This is a genomic window from Candidatus Berkiella aquae, assembly GCF_001431295.2.
In the GTDB taxonomy this organism is placed as follows: domain Bacteria; phylum Pseudomonadota; class Gammaproteobacteria; order Berkiellales; family Berkiellaceae; genus Berkiella; species Berkiella aquae.
The window spans coordinates 2,397,747-2,412,291 of record NZ_LKAJ02000001.1; the positions used below are offsets into that span (position 1 = coordinate 2,397,747).

General features: G+C 39.1%; 12 protein-coding genes and 1 pseudogene. 7 read left to right on the top strand and 6 right to left on the bottom strand.

What is annotated here, in order from left to right; translation table 11 throughout:
* Nucleotides 1–30: 30 nt before the first annotated feature.
* Nucleotides 31–921 carry a hypothetical protein gene (locus HT99x_RS10535; protein ID WP_075064953.1) on the top strand — a complete coding sequence of 297 codons (891 nt, stop codon included), beginning with the start codon at nt 31–33 and terminating at the stop codon, nt 919–921.
* A gap of 99 nt (nt 922–1,020) precedes the next feature.
* Nucleotides 1,021–3,744, top strand: coding sequence for an ankyrin repeat domain-containing protein (locus HT99x_RS10540; RefSeq protein ID WP_075064952.1), 2,724 nt, complete (start codon nt 1,021–1,023; stop codon nt 3,742–3,744).
* Nucleotides 3,745–3,749: 5 nt separating this feature from the next.
* Here HT99x_RS10540 and HT99x_RS10545 read toward each other — a convergent pair whose 3' ends face one another.
* Nucleotides 3,750–4,832 (bottom strand): oxidoreductase, encoded by a 1,083-nt coding sequence (locus HT99x_RS10545; protein WP_075064951.1) that lies wholly within the window; start codon nt 4,830–4,832, stop codon nt 3,750–3,752.
* A 34-nt stretch (nt 4,833–4,866) separates the two neighbouring features.
* On the bottom strand, nt 4,867–5,811 hold the full coding sequence (locus tag HT99x_RS10550) for an EamA family transporter (RefSeq protein ID WP_075064950.1): 945 nt from the start codon (nt 5,809–5,811) through the stop codon (nt 4,867–4,869).
* A 265-nt stretch (nt 5,812–6,076) separates the two neighbouring features.
* Between HT99x_RS10550 and HT99x_RS10555 the strand changes: the two genes are divergently transcribed.
* From HT99x_RS10555 to HT99x_RS10570, 4 genes are all read left to right on the top strand, one after another.
* The gene (locus HT99x_RS10555) at nt 6,077–6,466 is read left to right on the top strand and encodes a hypothetical protein (RefSeq protein WP_075064949.1); all 390 of its coding nucleotides are present in this window, start codon (nt 6,077–6,079) and stop codon (nt 6,464–6,466) included.
* 115 nt (nt 6,467–6,581) lie between these two features.
* The gene (locus HT99x_RS10560; protein WP_075064948.1) at nt 6,582–7,007 is read left to right on the top strand and encodes an SRPBCC family protein; all 426 of its coding nucleotides are present in this window, start codon (nt 6,582–6,584) and stop codon (nt 7,005–7,007) included.
* Nucleotides 7,008–7,180: 173 nt separating this feature from the next.
* Nucleotides 7,181–7,642, top strand: a complete 462-nt coding sequence (locus HT99x_RS10565; RefSeq protein ID WP_083482752.1) for a MarR family winged helix-turn-helix transcriptional regulator — start codon at nt 7,181–7,183, stop codon at nt 7,640–7,642.
* Nucleotides 7,643–7,797: 155 nt separating this feature from the next.
* Nucleotides 7,798–10,143, top strand: coding sequence for a RasGEF domain-containing protein (locus tag HT99x_RS10570; RefSeq protein WP_075064947.1), 2,346 nt, complete (start codon nt 7,798–7,800; stop codon nt 10,141–10,143).
* Nucleotides 10,144–10,185: 42 nt separating this feature from the next.
* Here the strand turns inward: HT99x_RS10570 and HT99x_RS10575 are convergent, their stop codons facing one another.
* From HT99x_RS10575 to HT99x_RS10590, 4 genes and pseudogenes are all read right to left on the bottom strand, one after another.
* Nucleotides 10,186–10,827 carry a hypothetical protein gene (locus tag HT99x_RS10575; RefSeq protein WP_075064946.1) on the bottom strand — a complete coding sequence of 214 codons (642 nt, stop codon included), beginning with the start codon at nt 10,825–10,827 and terminating at the stop codon, nt 10,186–10,188.
* A 101-nt stretch (nt 10,828–10,928) separates the two neighbouring features.
* On the bottom strand, nt 10,929–11,405 hold the full coding sequence (locus HT99x_RS10580) for a GNAT family N-acetyltransferase (RefSeq protein WP_075064945.1): 477 nt from the start codon (nt 11,403–11,405) through the stop codon (nt 10,929–10,931).
* 49 nt (nt 11,406–11,454) lie between these two features.
* Complete coding sequence (locus HT99x_RS10585; RefSeq protein WP_075064944.1) at nt 11,455–12,723, bottom strand: Fic family protein; 1,269 nt, start codon at nt 12,721–12,723, stop codon at nt 11,455–11,457.
* A 102-nt stretch (nt 12,724–12,825) separates the two neighbouring features.
* A pseudogene (locus tag HT99x_RS10590) lies at nt 12,826–13,272 on the bottom strand (GNAT family N-acetyltransferase); the annotation flags it as partial.
* 138 nt (nt 13,273–13,410) lie between these two features.
* Between HT99x_RS10590 and HT99x_RS10595 the strand changes: the two are divergent.
* Complete coding sequence (locus HT99x_RS10595) at nt 13,411–14,460, top strand: methylated-DNA--[protein]-cysteine S-methyltransferase (RefSeq protein ID WP_075064942.1); 1,050 nt, start codon at nt 13,411–13,413, stop codon at nt 14,458–14,460.
* Nucleotides 14,461–14,545: the final 85 nt, after the last annotated feature.

Consider the following 14,545-nt stretch of genomic DNA (forward strand, 5'->3'; position numbering starts at 1 on the left):
CATGTATAAGTTTAGGTGCTAAAATAACTCATGCAAGAAGCTATTCTACGACAAGATGTTCTCGATACTTTCTTGAATCTTCAAATGAATTTAGATAAATTGTGCGACGCAATAAGACTAGATAGCAATCTTATCGCTTGGGTCCATGAAGAAGCGGAAAGCCAATTTTATTTGGGCGATTTAAGTGCCAGAGATAAAGCGATTGCCCTTTTTAAGCAAATACAATATCTCGATTGCCAGGCACCCCGGGAAATTATCGTATTACCGGGATTTATTGGGGCAAGTAACGAAACCCTCATCATCGTGAATGAAGTGAATCTTGCGAAAGAGCAATTCAAAAAGTCGATACTGGCTTTAAAGGCGGCCAAAATTAACCCTCAAGCCAATGGTTTCTCTGAACAAATGGATGCCCTTTTAAATAAACACCCCCTCCCTTTTTCTGTCGCTATGCATAAAATGGGGCTGGCCCGTCTTCATTTAAAGCAATGCTACCGAAAAATCCCTATTTTAAAGGCCCCACCACAGAAAATAAGTTGGACTTGGGCCCATACCAAAGCGATTAAACGCATCAGCCTAGCTAAAGCACAAGAAATGTTATTAAAAAAAGGCGAAGATAGCGGTATTCAACTTCAACTGCAAAAATTGCATGCGCTACCACAAAATGAACAATTAGCGATTGTGCAAGAATTGGCGCCTCATTTAAGATCCAATATCGTTTTACAGGGAGAAACAGCGACTCGAATGATGATCAAAGGTCCCGTTCCTATTTTCTTTCCTTGTGAAGCTCAAACACCTTATCCTGTATTCAAGATCCCTCTGAAAAAGAGCTTGCGCGATCAGAATCGTTCGGTACGAAACGATGTCAGACTCGATCCTGTCCCTTTCTTACCGGCTATTAGAGCCTATCGTTATGCTAAATAATTCATGCTTTAACAAAATAGTGTAAATACTATTTACTCATGAACTAATTTCACTGTGCATAAGTCACATTGAAAGTTCAATTAGAAAAAAGAGATTAACATGTTAGCACCTAACTTTGGCGTTGATTATCGTATAGCGGATAAAACAATTGAAGTTCAAGATATTTTAATTCAAGGGCAAGCCGGAGAGACATCGTTATCAAAATATAAAGCATACAATAATACAAGACCACTTTACCTTGCAGATGCAACAGTACCGCCTGATCCGCAACGGATTGATAGAATCTGCGCAACGATAAGAAGCTGGCTCATAACCGCTATGCAGAAGCATAAAACTATTAATCCAGATTTAATTACACGCTTAATAACCGACGAATTTAGTTTTTACACTAAAGACAGGCCCTTATCGATAGATGAATATTGTCAAATTATTCAAAATATTAAAAATCTTTTTATGCATCCTATCATCCCTCCTAATACCTACGTTCCTCCTAATATTCATCTAATGTTAGCGACTTTCCCTGTCTTAGGGAATGATAATAAAGTTCACAATAGCGCTCTTTATATTCAATCACCCGTTGACGGTAACTATAACCACATACCAATGATAAATCATTTTGAAAAAGAAAATGCATCTCTCGTTGATTTTCAATATGGTTATATTAATAATGCCGGGCAAAAAATCGTTTATCCGCTCATTGGTGATTCCCCCGCTACAGATGTGCTCTTGTCAGAACAACAAGATGCAGCAAAAAAACTAAGCAATGCTGGCGTCTTAATGAATGATCCTAACCAATATCAAAGCGCCCTAAAAATAATTACCAATACAGGAGGAACTTTTTTAACGACTACAGGTATATGTCTTGATCATGCAAAAGGTGTTTGTAAGAAAAATTTACACAAACTAATCGATAAACTTTCTAGCAACAATGCACCTATTCCTTTAAAAGTAAGTCATATTATCTCCTCATTTAGTATTAATGAATTTTCGGAGAATATGGCAGCGACGGCTATCCATGTTGATCCTAAAGTTGGTAAAGGTTACATGGGAATAGGAGGAAAAGACAAAATCCACCCCGCAGATTATGGGCATTTTTCTGCCTCTTTTGGCGCAAAAGGGAAGTATTTTCAATCTTATGCACCAAAAGCTATCGGTTTAGCAAAGGAGCATCAGTTAGATCACATTGCTAGCAAAACTCCTGATCGAATCCCTGCCCGCTTGAATCTTCAAGACGCTCAGGGAAATACCATTTTGCACCGTGCCTTATTAGAACACCAGCACGATTTTGACAATACATTTGCAAGATTAGCAAAGTACACACAATTAGGTGCCAAGATCGATATTAAGAATTTAAATAATCAATCTATTTTAGATTTAGTTTTATTGGCGATGAAAGATCAGAATCAGATTTCACTTATCGATCCTATTTTGCATCATCCAGATTTAAAAAAGCCCAATTTTTTTGGTAACGGAGAAAATCTAAGTAGTTATATAGTAGCGTTTTTGCAAAAATGGCAACCTAAGCTAATACAACCGCTAATATCACATATTAAAAATGAATCCTCGCTCATTGTTAAAAAAGCGATTCTTGAAACACAAAACGCTAATATGTCATTGGACACAAGAATAGGTACTTTATCGAAAGCTTTGTGCCTTGCTATGAATGTTAATGAAATACAATTAGCCGATATTCAATTTGCTATTGATAATGATTGCTTCTTAGCTTTAGAAACAATAATTGATTTTAATCCAGCATTTTTAAATGTTTCCCTTGCACCCGGAAAAACATCATTAGCTGGAGTATTAAAAGGGAAACTTCTTTTAGCTATCGATAATGACAATGCAATCGAAACATATTGGTTGGCAAGAATTTTACATAAAAACCACCAATTAAATTTCCCTTGCAATAATAAAGGAGAAAATCCTTTACATCTTGCTGCGGTAAAAAGCAAAGCACAAGCCATTGAATCTTTAATACAAGTTAATCCGGATCTTTTATTCACTCGAGATTCTCAAGGAAACACACCGCTCAAGAAGTGCGAGAACATTTTACTACAAATATTGCAACGTGCAATTAACGCAGACAACTTTAGCGAAACAAAAAAGCTTGCCGAAATTGTCAAAAGGGGTGGTGTCGCTTTTCCTTCCTCGGCTGCAGGCAATTATTTACATCAAGCCTTACTTTATAACAAAGGGAACGCTGCTGTGGCTTTAACACAAACTTTTCCCCATTTATTATCAGAAAAAAATTCACGAGGAGAATACCCCTTAGATACACTGAATCGCAATCATATCTATTATACTGCACCGGATAAAAAATCTTATTTGTTCGCTGATTTTGTTGCCCAATCTTTTCCTCATCTTCTCATTTATCGCACTCCTGTCAATGCTCCAGCGAAAGCAGCGCCGATAGTTCACCATTTTGCAAATAACGCACCGAATGTACCGGTATTGAATCCTTTACCAGCGAACCCTCCCGTATTGAATCCTTTACCCGGGAATCCTCCCGTATCGGATTTCGATAATGGCATTTTTAAATTAATGGATACTAAGCAAATCCCTTACACAATTGGCCATTCTGGTAAGGCAACCATTATTTATTTTGAAGGACCTGATGGCAATAAGAATGCTGATATTTTTAGCAAAAGTGCTTACCATACTCTAGGATTGGGTTCATTAGCCGCAGCCAAACAAGGAAGAAGTCAGCCTAAAACTGTACAAATTGATAACAAATCTCAAAAATACTGTATTTACTTAACAACTCAAGATTGTCAAACTATTTCTAATTATAGTTATTCTAACAAAAAACCGAAAATGTCATGAAGACATTACCGGTTTTTTAAAGGATTTGCACGTAAGTATTGTGAAGGCCAGGTAATATCTTGTCTTAATTCTCGGGCCGCTCTTAACGGAAAATAAGGGTCTCGAAGCATCTCTCGTGCCAATAAAACCATATCAGCTTGTTGAGTACGAATAATATGGTCCGCTTGAGCTGGCGAGACAATTAGCCCAACTGCCCCTGTTGCAATATGACATTCATCGCGGATGCGCTCAGCAAAAGGGGTTTGATAGCCAGGACCAACGGGAATGTTAGCATGCGCGACATTACCACCACTTGAGCAATCGATAAAATCAACGCCATACGCTTTAAGGCGTTCGCTCAACATGACTGAATCATTTAGCGCCCATCCTTTCTCTGTCCAATCCGTTGCAGAAATTCTCACAAATAAAGGGTATTCATCTGGCCACACTTGACGCACGCCTTGCACAACTTCAAGCAATAAGCGAATACGATTTTCGAAACTACCGCCATAATTATCTTTACGGATATTACTCAAGGGCGACAAAAATTCATGGAGTAAATAACCATGCGCACTATGAATTTCGATTACTTTAAAGTTAGCTTCTAAGGCACGCTTAGCTGCCATCGCAAACGCGGCAACCACCGCTTGAATTTGCCCGAGATTCAGTTCGGTCGGCACTAAAGAATCAGCAGCAAAAGCCAGGGCTGATGGGGCAACCACTTGCCATCCTCCATTGTCCTTCTCAACTTTACTCCCCCCTTCCCAGGGGCGACTGGTGCTTGCTTTTCTGCCAGCATGGGCCAATTGAATTCCGGCGATCGCGCCTTGAGCATGGATAAAATCGGCTATTCGCGCTAAATAATCAATGTGATTATCAGACCAAATCCCTAAATCATAAGGCGTGATTCGTCCTTGAGGCATCACCGCAGCGGCTTCTGTAAAAACCAATGCTGCCCCACCGACAGCACGACTGCCCAGATGAACTAAATGCCAATCAGTTGCAAAACCATCAATTGAGGAATACTGGCACATAGGAGATACCGCTATGCGATTTTTAAAGCGGATCTCCCTTAGCTGAAAGTGTGAAAATAAGTGCGAATCATCCATGATTTCCTAATAAGGAACTCCTTACTTAATAAGACTAAACAGGCATTTCAGGTTGCGTTGAAAGTTGCGAGCTTCTCATGAATGAGAAGCGTCCACATAATTGCTTAAAGGATTTTGTATCCATGCCACTGATAAACACCCCAATGGATGCTAACGAGCAAGCAATCACTAAACTCCAGGTTAATGGCTCTTTACCAAACATAACGAGCAAAGCCATGGCAGCGATTCGCGCAACATAGGTGATAGTGCTTAAAAGGTACACATCACCGTATTTAACGCCATAATCCCACAGCTGATAAGCGATGCCTGCGCCACTAATACCGGTTACCACGGCCAAAGAGCCTTGGGTCCAAGTCGGTGTGACAAATGTTTCAAATTTAAGATGTAATCCTAAGCACAGCAATGCACCCAAGCCACAGTACATGCCAATCATTTCCGTAGGAACCTTCTTAAAGTAGCGTGAGAATGCAGAATAGCCACCCCATAATACCGCGCCAAACAGCGCTAAAAGGTATCCAATAAAATAGTTGAAGTTGAAACCATTTAAGCTAATTTCATGGTGAACCAAAACATAGATCCCTAAAAGGCCTAATAATGCCCCAATAATATGTTGCGGCGTAAAACGCTCTTTCGGCAACATGCTGGTGAATGCCACCACTAAGCATGGCCACAAGTAGTCAATGAGATCAACATGGGCAATGGGAGCATATTGCGCACCATAGATATAGGCGAAATCGCTTAAACAAATTCCCGTTAGCCCTGCAAGCCAAATAAATGCCGGTTGCTTTAACACGGTATGCCAAGCACGACGTTTGGTTAAGCGCAAAGCGGTTAACGCAAAGGAGCTAAAAAAGATAATGGCCAGGACTTCAAAAATCGGCAACCCATTGACCTCAGAGATCAATAAAGGTTCAACTGTCCACATGATGAGGGCGCCAAGGCCCATATAGGTAGCGCGTTTAACAGTAAGATCATGCAATGTCGTATCCTCTCTAACAAGAGCATTCGAATACATGGGGTTTGATTGGATTTAGATTGGAAAACCAATTTTTAAGATTGCATGCCTCACATCCCCCCATGCCCACAAAGCACGTCTGGCTTTGCTACGCATAAATTAATGATATAGGAGGTGGGGGTCAAGGTTTTTTATATTAGTTTGACAGATTACACGATGATCGGTAGTGCTGAATTTATGGATGGAACTACACTTTATAGTAGTTAAAACCTAGAGGAGCACACTCGCCATGAATTACTCCATTTTTTGGGCAAGATTATTAGGGCTCTACGCCGTCATTTTATCTATTGGTATGTTTTTTCATTTAAAACAGTACCAAACGTTAATGGCTGATCTCGCGCAAAACCCCTTAATTTTGATGACACTCGGCATGATTACCTTATTTTTGGGGCTTGGCATTGTTCTGAGCCATCGTACATGCCGTGGCTGGCCCATTTTAATTACCATTTTGGGTTATTGGATTACCTTTAAAGGGATTGTGTTACTTTTCTTCCCCCAATGGGTCTCTAAGATTGTCACGATGTGGCAAAGCTATAACAGCTACGTTGTCTTGGCTCCTACGCTGATTCTAGGGCTTATTTTGCTTATCTGTGGATTTATTGTTAAACGTCACTTCTAACACCTTTTCTTACCCTCCTTTGCTGCCCGGCCCGACAACTAATGATTTAGTTGTCGGGGGTTGATTTTTATAATAAGCGCGCTTACCATTGTCTTTTTCCTCAGGAAATAAGCAAATGTGGCAGCAATCCTATACCACCACCGTACAGGGCATAAAACCCGAACAGATTTGGTCTATTTGGGCTGATATCCCTAATCGACCTGCTTGGGATACCGACACTCAATGGGCTAAAGCCAATGGACCTTTCGCCAATGGAACCGTCATTACCTTTAAACCAAAAGACTGGTTTAAAGCAGTTAAAATGACCGTCGTCGAATGTGTCCCGAATAAAATGTTTACCGATCATACGACTTTTTTTTTAGCCGAGCTTTTTGGTAAGCATGAAATGATAACAACCAACCAAGGGCTTGTGCTGACAACGACGATTACCATCACAGGCCCCCTTACCGGGTTATGGCGAAGAATAGTTGGCCAAGAAATTGTTGACACATTACCAGAGCAAACACAGCAATTAATTGCATTGGCGAGGAGGCAGTCTTAAAAGCTCGTCATTGCGAGCGTAGCGAAGCAATCTATTAATGCAGCCCTACGCACCGTTTTTTCTGGATTGCTTTCCCTTCGCTATGCGAAGTGTCGCAATGACACAAAATTGCAAATACTTCGCATCTCACCCACTAATGCGTATAATCCTCATCTTAACGATGAGGATACCACATGAAACAATCCATGAATTTTTCCTTTAAAAGTGCTGAAGAAAGTCCAGGTTTTTTGTTGTGGCGCTTAACCAATCTATGGCAACAACAACAAAGAAAAGCCTTACAACCGCTTGGCATTACTCATCCGCAGTTTGTTGCGCTTGCCGGTATTTTATGGCTCAGTAATCAATATCAACAAGGCCCTTCACAAAATCAAGTCGCTGAATTTACCCATATTGATAAAATGATGATGTCTGATTTAGTGAAAACCTTATTACAAAAAGCGCTGATTGAACGATATCAGCAAGAAACCGATAGGCGAGCCTATTCATTACATCTGACTAAAAAAGGACATCAATTAACGCTTGATGCAATTCCTCTGGTTGAAGGTGTTGATGCCACTTTCTTTACGAATGAAACGCAAGGACTCTCTGGATTTCTCACTATTTTGAATCAAAGAATGACGGTACACACTCTCTGATACCTGTGATGATTTTTCTGACAAATATTTGTCAGTTAAATATTATAGTTAATACCAGGCGACGAAATGCTGACGTAAAATACCCTTGCTGCTTGACGCCCTGACTTAGATCCTTTACGTTCCTAGGAATTTTACTTAGGTTGTTAGGAATCAAAATGAGCACACGTGGCGTTGAAAAAGAATCTGCCAATCAAGAATCTTCACTCAATAGTTTAATTAGTGGCGATAAAAAAGAAGAGGCATTAAGCGTTATTAAAAGTGGTAAGGCTAACCTCTTTGAAAAAGATGGCAAAGGCTATCAACCCATTCACTGGGCTGCTATTAAAGGATCATTCACCACTTTCAAAGCATTAATCAACAAAGGGGTAAGCGCACATACCGCGGATGATAAAGGTTACATTCCAATTTATCACGCACTCACTTTTGGTCGAAAAAAGACAAATACCAGCCATGAAAAAATTGTTAAGTACTATGATGAGCATTTTCCAGCCGAATTTCCAGAAGATCAAGGTGGAACATTAAGCCAAGAGATTAATCATGATCTCAGAATGTGCGGTTTAGATGCCTATACCATGCAAGATGCACCCGATCTTCCTTATGTGTTACGTCTTTTTGCAGTTGCACCAACGACTATCGAGCCTAAAACCTCAAAAACCAAACCCGATTTTAAAAAGCAAATGGCATTACGTATTAATCCTGCGCAATTAACATTAAAAGCGCACGGAATCACTGAGTTTTTTACACCAACTGAAATCTTAGTGACACTCACAAAACATTATCCTAACATGAATGAACAAGCTAAACTTGCTTGTATTTATTTTGTAAAAGAAATCATTCGTTTAGATGGTGCAAAAGATTGGATAGATAACCCAGAATTTGAAGAGGCATTTACCGCTTTCCTAAACAATCTTAATCAAAAAATGGCGTTTGTGACCTTAAAAATAAAATTACAAAATTTCTATCAGCACCAACTCAATAAGTTACCACCTTACCTGAATGCCGCTGCTCCATTAGAGATGGTACGCGATTTAGCAAAAGTATTTACTGAAGCGACTTTGGCGATTACGCCGGAAAGATTCAGAGCTATCAATTTGCTTAAAAAAGCAAAAGACAATCAACCCTTTTTACAATTTTCAGATTTGGTCAATCAAACTTCTCAATTGGTCTGTCGAGATATTTTATGTGCCAGATCGCAAGTCCATGCTGAAACTATTTTCAAATTTTACATGGATGTTTTAAAAATTTGTCTGAACGAAAACAACGCTTATGACTTACCTGTCAACCTGCCCGCAGCAACAGCTATTTATCTTGGCTTTCAGAACAAAGCAGTATCTCGTTTATCATTTATCAAAAATATGATGAATGATATCTTTAAGAAAGAATTTGCTAAATATGATATCCTTTTTGCACCCTCATTAAGCGAATTATCGAGTTCAATGAAAGCGACGCAGGGTAAATGTGTTCCTATGCTTACTGTTTATACCGATGCGAAAAATCGTGTCCTTGAACAAATACCTGCTGATCAAATGGATTCCAGAATTACCGCATTCGGTAAAATTAACGAAGAATATGCCAAGCATCATCCTTATTTACAATCATTTCCTGTCGTACCTTACATGACAGATTTTCATGATAGAGTCACCCACATTCACTTTACAGATACCGATGCATACTGGCTCTCTTATACGTTAGAACCGGCTAGAATCATCAATCTTGATCATTCACCTTCTGTAAAAGATATTTGGTCTGCGCTCAAATATTGTAAAGATGTAGAATCGCCCTTTGTTGTTTTGGCACAAGGTGTCAAACATCTGGGAACAGATGCCAAAACCAAAATTGAAGATTATCTTGCTCTGCAAACGTTACCCAACGATAACTCCCAAGAATCTAGTGATTTAAGAGAAAAACTAGCCGCCATTCCATTACTGTGTCAAAGCATTTTTGCGCAGTATGAAGCAACAAGACCCAGCAAAGAAATGCTTACTGGAAAAAGTAGAATCAAACCTGCACTGACAAAAAGTAGCATGCAAACCGCCATCATTGCCCCTGCGCAAGTAGAATCGTTATCCTCAGAACTTTCTATACTTTCACTTGATGGGCAAGCTGATTCTCCACGTCATTCAGCTTCCCCTAAACATAAACGTAGAGCTTCTGCGACAACTTCTTCCCCTTCAAAATCCTCTCGCATCAAGCGCGAAAATGCGATGATAGGTGATAGCATTACCGGTAATACCACATCGTTTAGAGAACGTTCTCAAACCGCTTATGCTCTAGGTGATGCCAGTAGTAGCACCGTTTCTCCTCCCAAGAAAAAGCGTAGTACTTCGGACAGCCATGAGACATCAGAAGAACAACCCATGCTAATAGAAGAAGCAACGGCTTTTATACCGTATTATGATCAAACAAAACGCAGTGCTTCGCCAGCTCCTAACACAGTAGCAAGCACAACGGAAGAAAAAACACCCAAAGGCATTGCGCCAATGCCCTCGCCTCTTTATTAAGTCAGCATAACAGGCCTTTGTGAAAATGAAGGCCTGTTATTTTTAAAGACTGAAAGAATGACGTCTTTTATCTTCAGGCTTGATGTAGGGTTGAAATTTATCTTTGGGCAATCCCACTTTCTCTAAGACATCTTGAATAGAGCAATTTTTAAAAGCGCGTACTAATTCTTCCTCTTCATCGGTATGATAACCACCGGAGCAAGGGTTAATTTTAAGAATATCAGCAGAGCGGGTCGTAGCATCCCAACCATCAAAAAAAATCTCCCCTGCCGCATACACTTCTATTTTTTTATTGGCTAAGTAATGATGGTGCATGTTGCCGATCCGTAATTCAAATTCACCTGTTTGGTTAGAAATAACGACATAAGAATATTTGCTATTGGGGGTAACTATTCGATCATCTTTATTCGAACGCAATTGGTAACGTTTTTCACCTTGTTCATTTAACACTGTAGATAATCGATAAAAAGGAATTTCACTTCCTGTTGCTTGAAATCTAGCAAAAACCTTTTCACCAACACCTGCTTGTGTCATGGTCTTATCATATAAAAGACAAAAGGGTTTAACCACAGATTCTCCCTTTTCTTTTAAGTTTTGCAGCAGTGTTCGATTCTTTAAAGGGCTGGCATAGTCAAGACTTGTTCTTTTAAGCTTTTCTAATGCTTTGGCTTTTTTTTCTTTCATCACAAAACTCTGTCGATTTGGTGGTGATTGATAGGAAAGATTAGTTTACGCAGGGAATAGCAGATTATCTACCCTCAATTTTATTGCGACACACAAAACGATTATAATGATAGTTCCATAACTGTGACTGGGTAACGATTTATTTCATCAACTCCTCTCTCAAGCCATCCCAATTTTTCATACCACTGGGGTAATGTTTTATCGAAAGCAAATAAATACAATTTTGAATACCCCAGATTCAAGGCTTTTTCTGCGGCTGTATTGATAAGCTGCTCTCCTATTCCACGGCCACGCATCAATGGCTCAACATATAAAGAACCTAACCAAGGCGTTAACGCGTGCTGAATGCCATCATTCACTCTCAATGAACACATTCCCACCGGTACCTCATTATGCAATGCAATATAAGCTAAGGGTAAAGTGTCGATATTTAAATGTTGTAAGAGTTTTTGTTCAGCTTTTTCAAGACTTGATGTCGGATTATAATGCCCCCAAGTCTTAAACATCCAAGATGCTAGCAAGGGAACTTGTTCAATATGATTTTTTAGGTAAGTAATATCAACCTGCAAGGAATCCATTAAAAACTATCACTTTTTATGAAATGAGTATGGTCATTACTTTATAACATTATTTAATGGTATTGCCACTTTTCATATGAAGCTTAAGAATACCTTCTACTAAATCTTGTGATTGTTTGGATTGACTTGCGTTCATGTCATATAAGGTAGTCAACGTTTTTTCTGCCTGGGAAGATAAAAAATGCGCTTCTAAGGCCTTCTTTAATTGTTGATGAATACCCACAAAATAATCATTTAACTGTGTACTTTGTCCCAATGAATGACTATCTAAATCATTAACAAGCCCTTGGGTATAAGCTTGAAATGTCTGCATACCCTTGATTACCTCAAGCGTTAGTTCATCAACAGTAAAGGCATCAAAACAATTCGGATCATGTAACATACAAGGTGGGAAACCATTTTCGATTAGCAATTTATTTAACATAATCATCACAAAAAGACGACAGTTACCATCTTTAAAAGGATGCAGTTGTTCTAGTTGTTGAATGGTTTCAATAATGATTCTTAATTTTTGTTCGCCATCATGACAAAGCGTAATCAATTTATGATAACGACGTAAAATATGTTCACTTTTTTGTTGCATTAAAATATCAAGAGGTTCTGTTAATTGTTTCTCTTCAATAACAGCATCATCGGATGATATTTCATAGACTGACTGGTGTTGGGTTCTAAATGTATAGCAACTATTAAAAACAAACTCAGCTAGTCTGCGTTTCACATAGTCAGGTGTGTCAGATTTTTCACGTTCAAGTCCATAACGCCTAACACAGTAATCCAAGTGTTCTTGATATAACTTATTAAAGGTATGGCTATTGAATAAATCTAATTCCTCTAATTCCATCTCATCAGCGACGGTAAGATTATCTCTGGCTAAAACAAAATTTTCATCCCCTGCTTCCAGCCGATTTAACAGTGTTACGATACCCGCTACCGTTGAATTGGTTTTAATCAAATCAAAATAGACATCTTTGGTACGCCACTGACCTTTATGTGCTGGGGTTAAATTTTCCATGGTGACAGGATGCGTTGCAATCCCATGATAATGAAGCAACATTTCATTGGTAATAGGCGATCCTATTTCCTTTAGCATCACAATCCAGGCATCTTGCATGCCTTGTAAATAGCCCGGCTCTCTTTTTTCGAAACCTACCCAGCTATCTTTACTTTGTTTGACACCATCAACATTAAAGCGCCAAAATGATTCCACCGGAAAATGTTCGAATAATTTTCTTGCAAATTCATCAACATTCTGCGCAGTTTTTACTTGATTGAGCAGCGCATGTAAGCCCTGTTTTTGGTAGAAATTTTCGTCAATCATGATGGATATCCCAGAAGTGAATACGGTGCATTCTATTCTGGGCATCACTCATTGATAAGTTAAAAAAGATAAAAGGTACAAACCATCTGATATAGCAATTCGTTATGATTCAAAAATACCTTGAGTTTGTGTCTCATCCGCAAAATATTTAACAAAAAAAGTTTTAGTTAATTGAGGGTTTTTCTTATTCTCTCGCACAAACTCAACACTAAAACCACATTTTTTATAAAACTCTGGTGCTTGGAATGCGCTCGTAACGAGATTTATATTATTGAAACCCTCACCTTCAAATTGCATTTCAAGCGCTTCAATCAATTTCCGACCATGCCCTTGCCCACGATAAGCTTCATCGACCCAAATATCATCGATATAAATCTCTGCGAAAGCTGTATAAGCATTCAAAACACCAATCACCTCACCTTCTTCATTATTCAATAACAAAGAAAAAGGTTTATAGTTCACATCAATGCCATGCCCTCTTTCATAAGCCACTAAGCCATTTAACATTTTTTCTTCAATTTCTTCAGAAATTTCATCAACAAATTGAATATGGTAATTCTTATTCACTCAAAGCCCTTATTGTTCAGTTAACTATCTTTTGAAAATCAATGCCTGATTTTCGGCGGCCGTCATTATAAAATTCCGTATAATATACTCTTCACCGTTGAATTTTAAGGCAGAAATAGTGTGATCTCACTGAAACGCCAGAAAGAATATTATCAGGCTCTCATTGCTAAAGATTCTCAATATGAAGGCGTTTTTTATGTTGGTGTCAAAACCACAGGGATTTTCTGCCGCCCAACCTGCTCTGCCAGAAAACCTAAATTTGAGCATTGTGAATTTTTTACCACAGCCCAACAAGCGCTATTAGCCTCTTTTAGACCTTGTAAACGTTGTAAACCCCTGTCTCATCCTAATCAAGTCTCAACGGTCATCCAAAAATTAGTCGAGGCAATTGAGCAAAACCCCGAAAAACGTTGGAAGGACAAGGATTTCGCTGCGCTATCAATTGATGCCTCAACCGCTAGGCGCCAATTTAAAAAGCGTTTTGATATGACCTTTGTTGAATATGCAAGAGCGCGGCGTATGGGATTGGCAATTAAGCAAATTCGTTCTGGAGAATCCGTTATCGAGACCCAACTTGCAACAGGATATGAGTCAAGCAGTGGTTTTAGAGATGCGTTTTCCAAAGTGATGGGCGCAGCACCGACTAAGCTAGGTAAAATGCATTTGCTAAAAGCTTCATGGCTTGATACACCACTTGGCCCCATGTTAGCAATTGCCAGTGAAGAGGCACTCACTCTTTTAGAATTTGTCGATAGACGAGGCCTTGAGCGAGAAATTGAGCGGCTACGGCAAAAAACCAAATCGGCGATTATTCCAGGGAGAACGCCACCTATTGATTCTATTGAAGGTGAATTAAAATCCTATTTCAAAGGACATTTAAGTCAATTTAAGACCCCACTTTTTTTATTAGGCTCTCCATTTCAATTGAACGTATGGGATGGTTTGCAGCAAATTCCTTATGGTGAAACTCTCTCCTATTCCTCTCTTGCTGCTAAGCTAGGTAAACCTAGTGCCTTTCGCGCCGTTGCGAATGCCAATGGCGCTAATCAACTTGCTATTGTTATTCCTTGCCATCGAGTCATTAATCAGAACGGTGAGTTGGGCGGCTATGGTGGTGGATTAACTCGCAAACAATGGCTTATTAATCACGAAAAGCAACATAGGGTTTAACCTAATATATTTTTCTCCCTTATCTTGCGTGATGATTTTATTTTTATGAGCGTACGCAAAAAAATCTAGATTTATGGGGTAATTT

Excerpts from the sequence above, each read along its gene's own strand:
- HT99x_RS10545 (WP_075064951.1), bottom strand. The coding sequence starts at position 4,832 with ATGGATGATTCGCACTTATTTTCACACTTTCAGCTAAGGGAGATCCGC.
- HT99x_RS10555 (WP_075064949.1), top strand. The coding sequence starts at position 6,077 with ATGAATTACTCCATTTTTTGGGCAAGATTATTAGGGCTCTACGCCGTC.
- HT99x_RS10565 (WP_083482752.1), top strand. The coding sequence starts at position 7,181 with ATGAAACAATCCATGAATTTTTCCTTTAAAAGTGCTGAAGAAAGTCCA.
- HT99x_RS10575 (WP_075064946.1), bottom strand. The coding sequence starts at position 10,827 with ATGAAAGAAAAAAAAGCCAAAGCATTAGAAAAGCTTAAAAGAACAAGT.
- HT99x_RS10580 (WP_075064945.1), bottom strand. The coding sequence starts at position 11,405 with ATGGATTCCTTGCAGGTTGATATTACTTACCTAAAAAATCATATTGAA.
- HT99x_RS10560 (WP_075064948.1), top strand. The coding sequence starts at position 6,582 with ATGTGGCAGCAATCCTATACCACCACCGTACAGGGCATAAAACCCGAA.
- HT99x_RS10570 (WP_075064947.1), top strand. The coding sequence starts at position 7,798 with ATGAGCACACGTGGCGTTGAAAAAGAATCTGCCAATCAAGAATCTTCA.
- HT99x_RS10585 (WP_075064944.1), bottom strand. The coding sequence starts at position 12,723 with ATGATTGACGAAAATTTCTACCAAAAACAGGGCTTACATGCGCTGCTC.
- HT99x_RS10540 (WP_075064952.1), top strand. The coding sequence starts at position 1,021 with ATGTTAGCACCTAACTTTGGCGTTGATTATCGTATAGCGGATAAAACA.
- HT99x_RS10535 (WP_075064953.1), top strand. The coding sequence starts at position 31 with ATGCAAGAAGCTATTCTACGACAAGATGTTCTCGATACTTTCTTGAAT.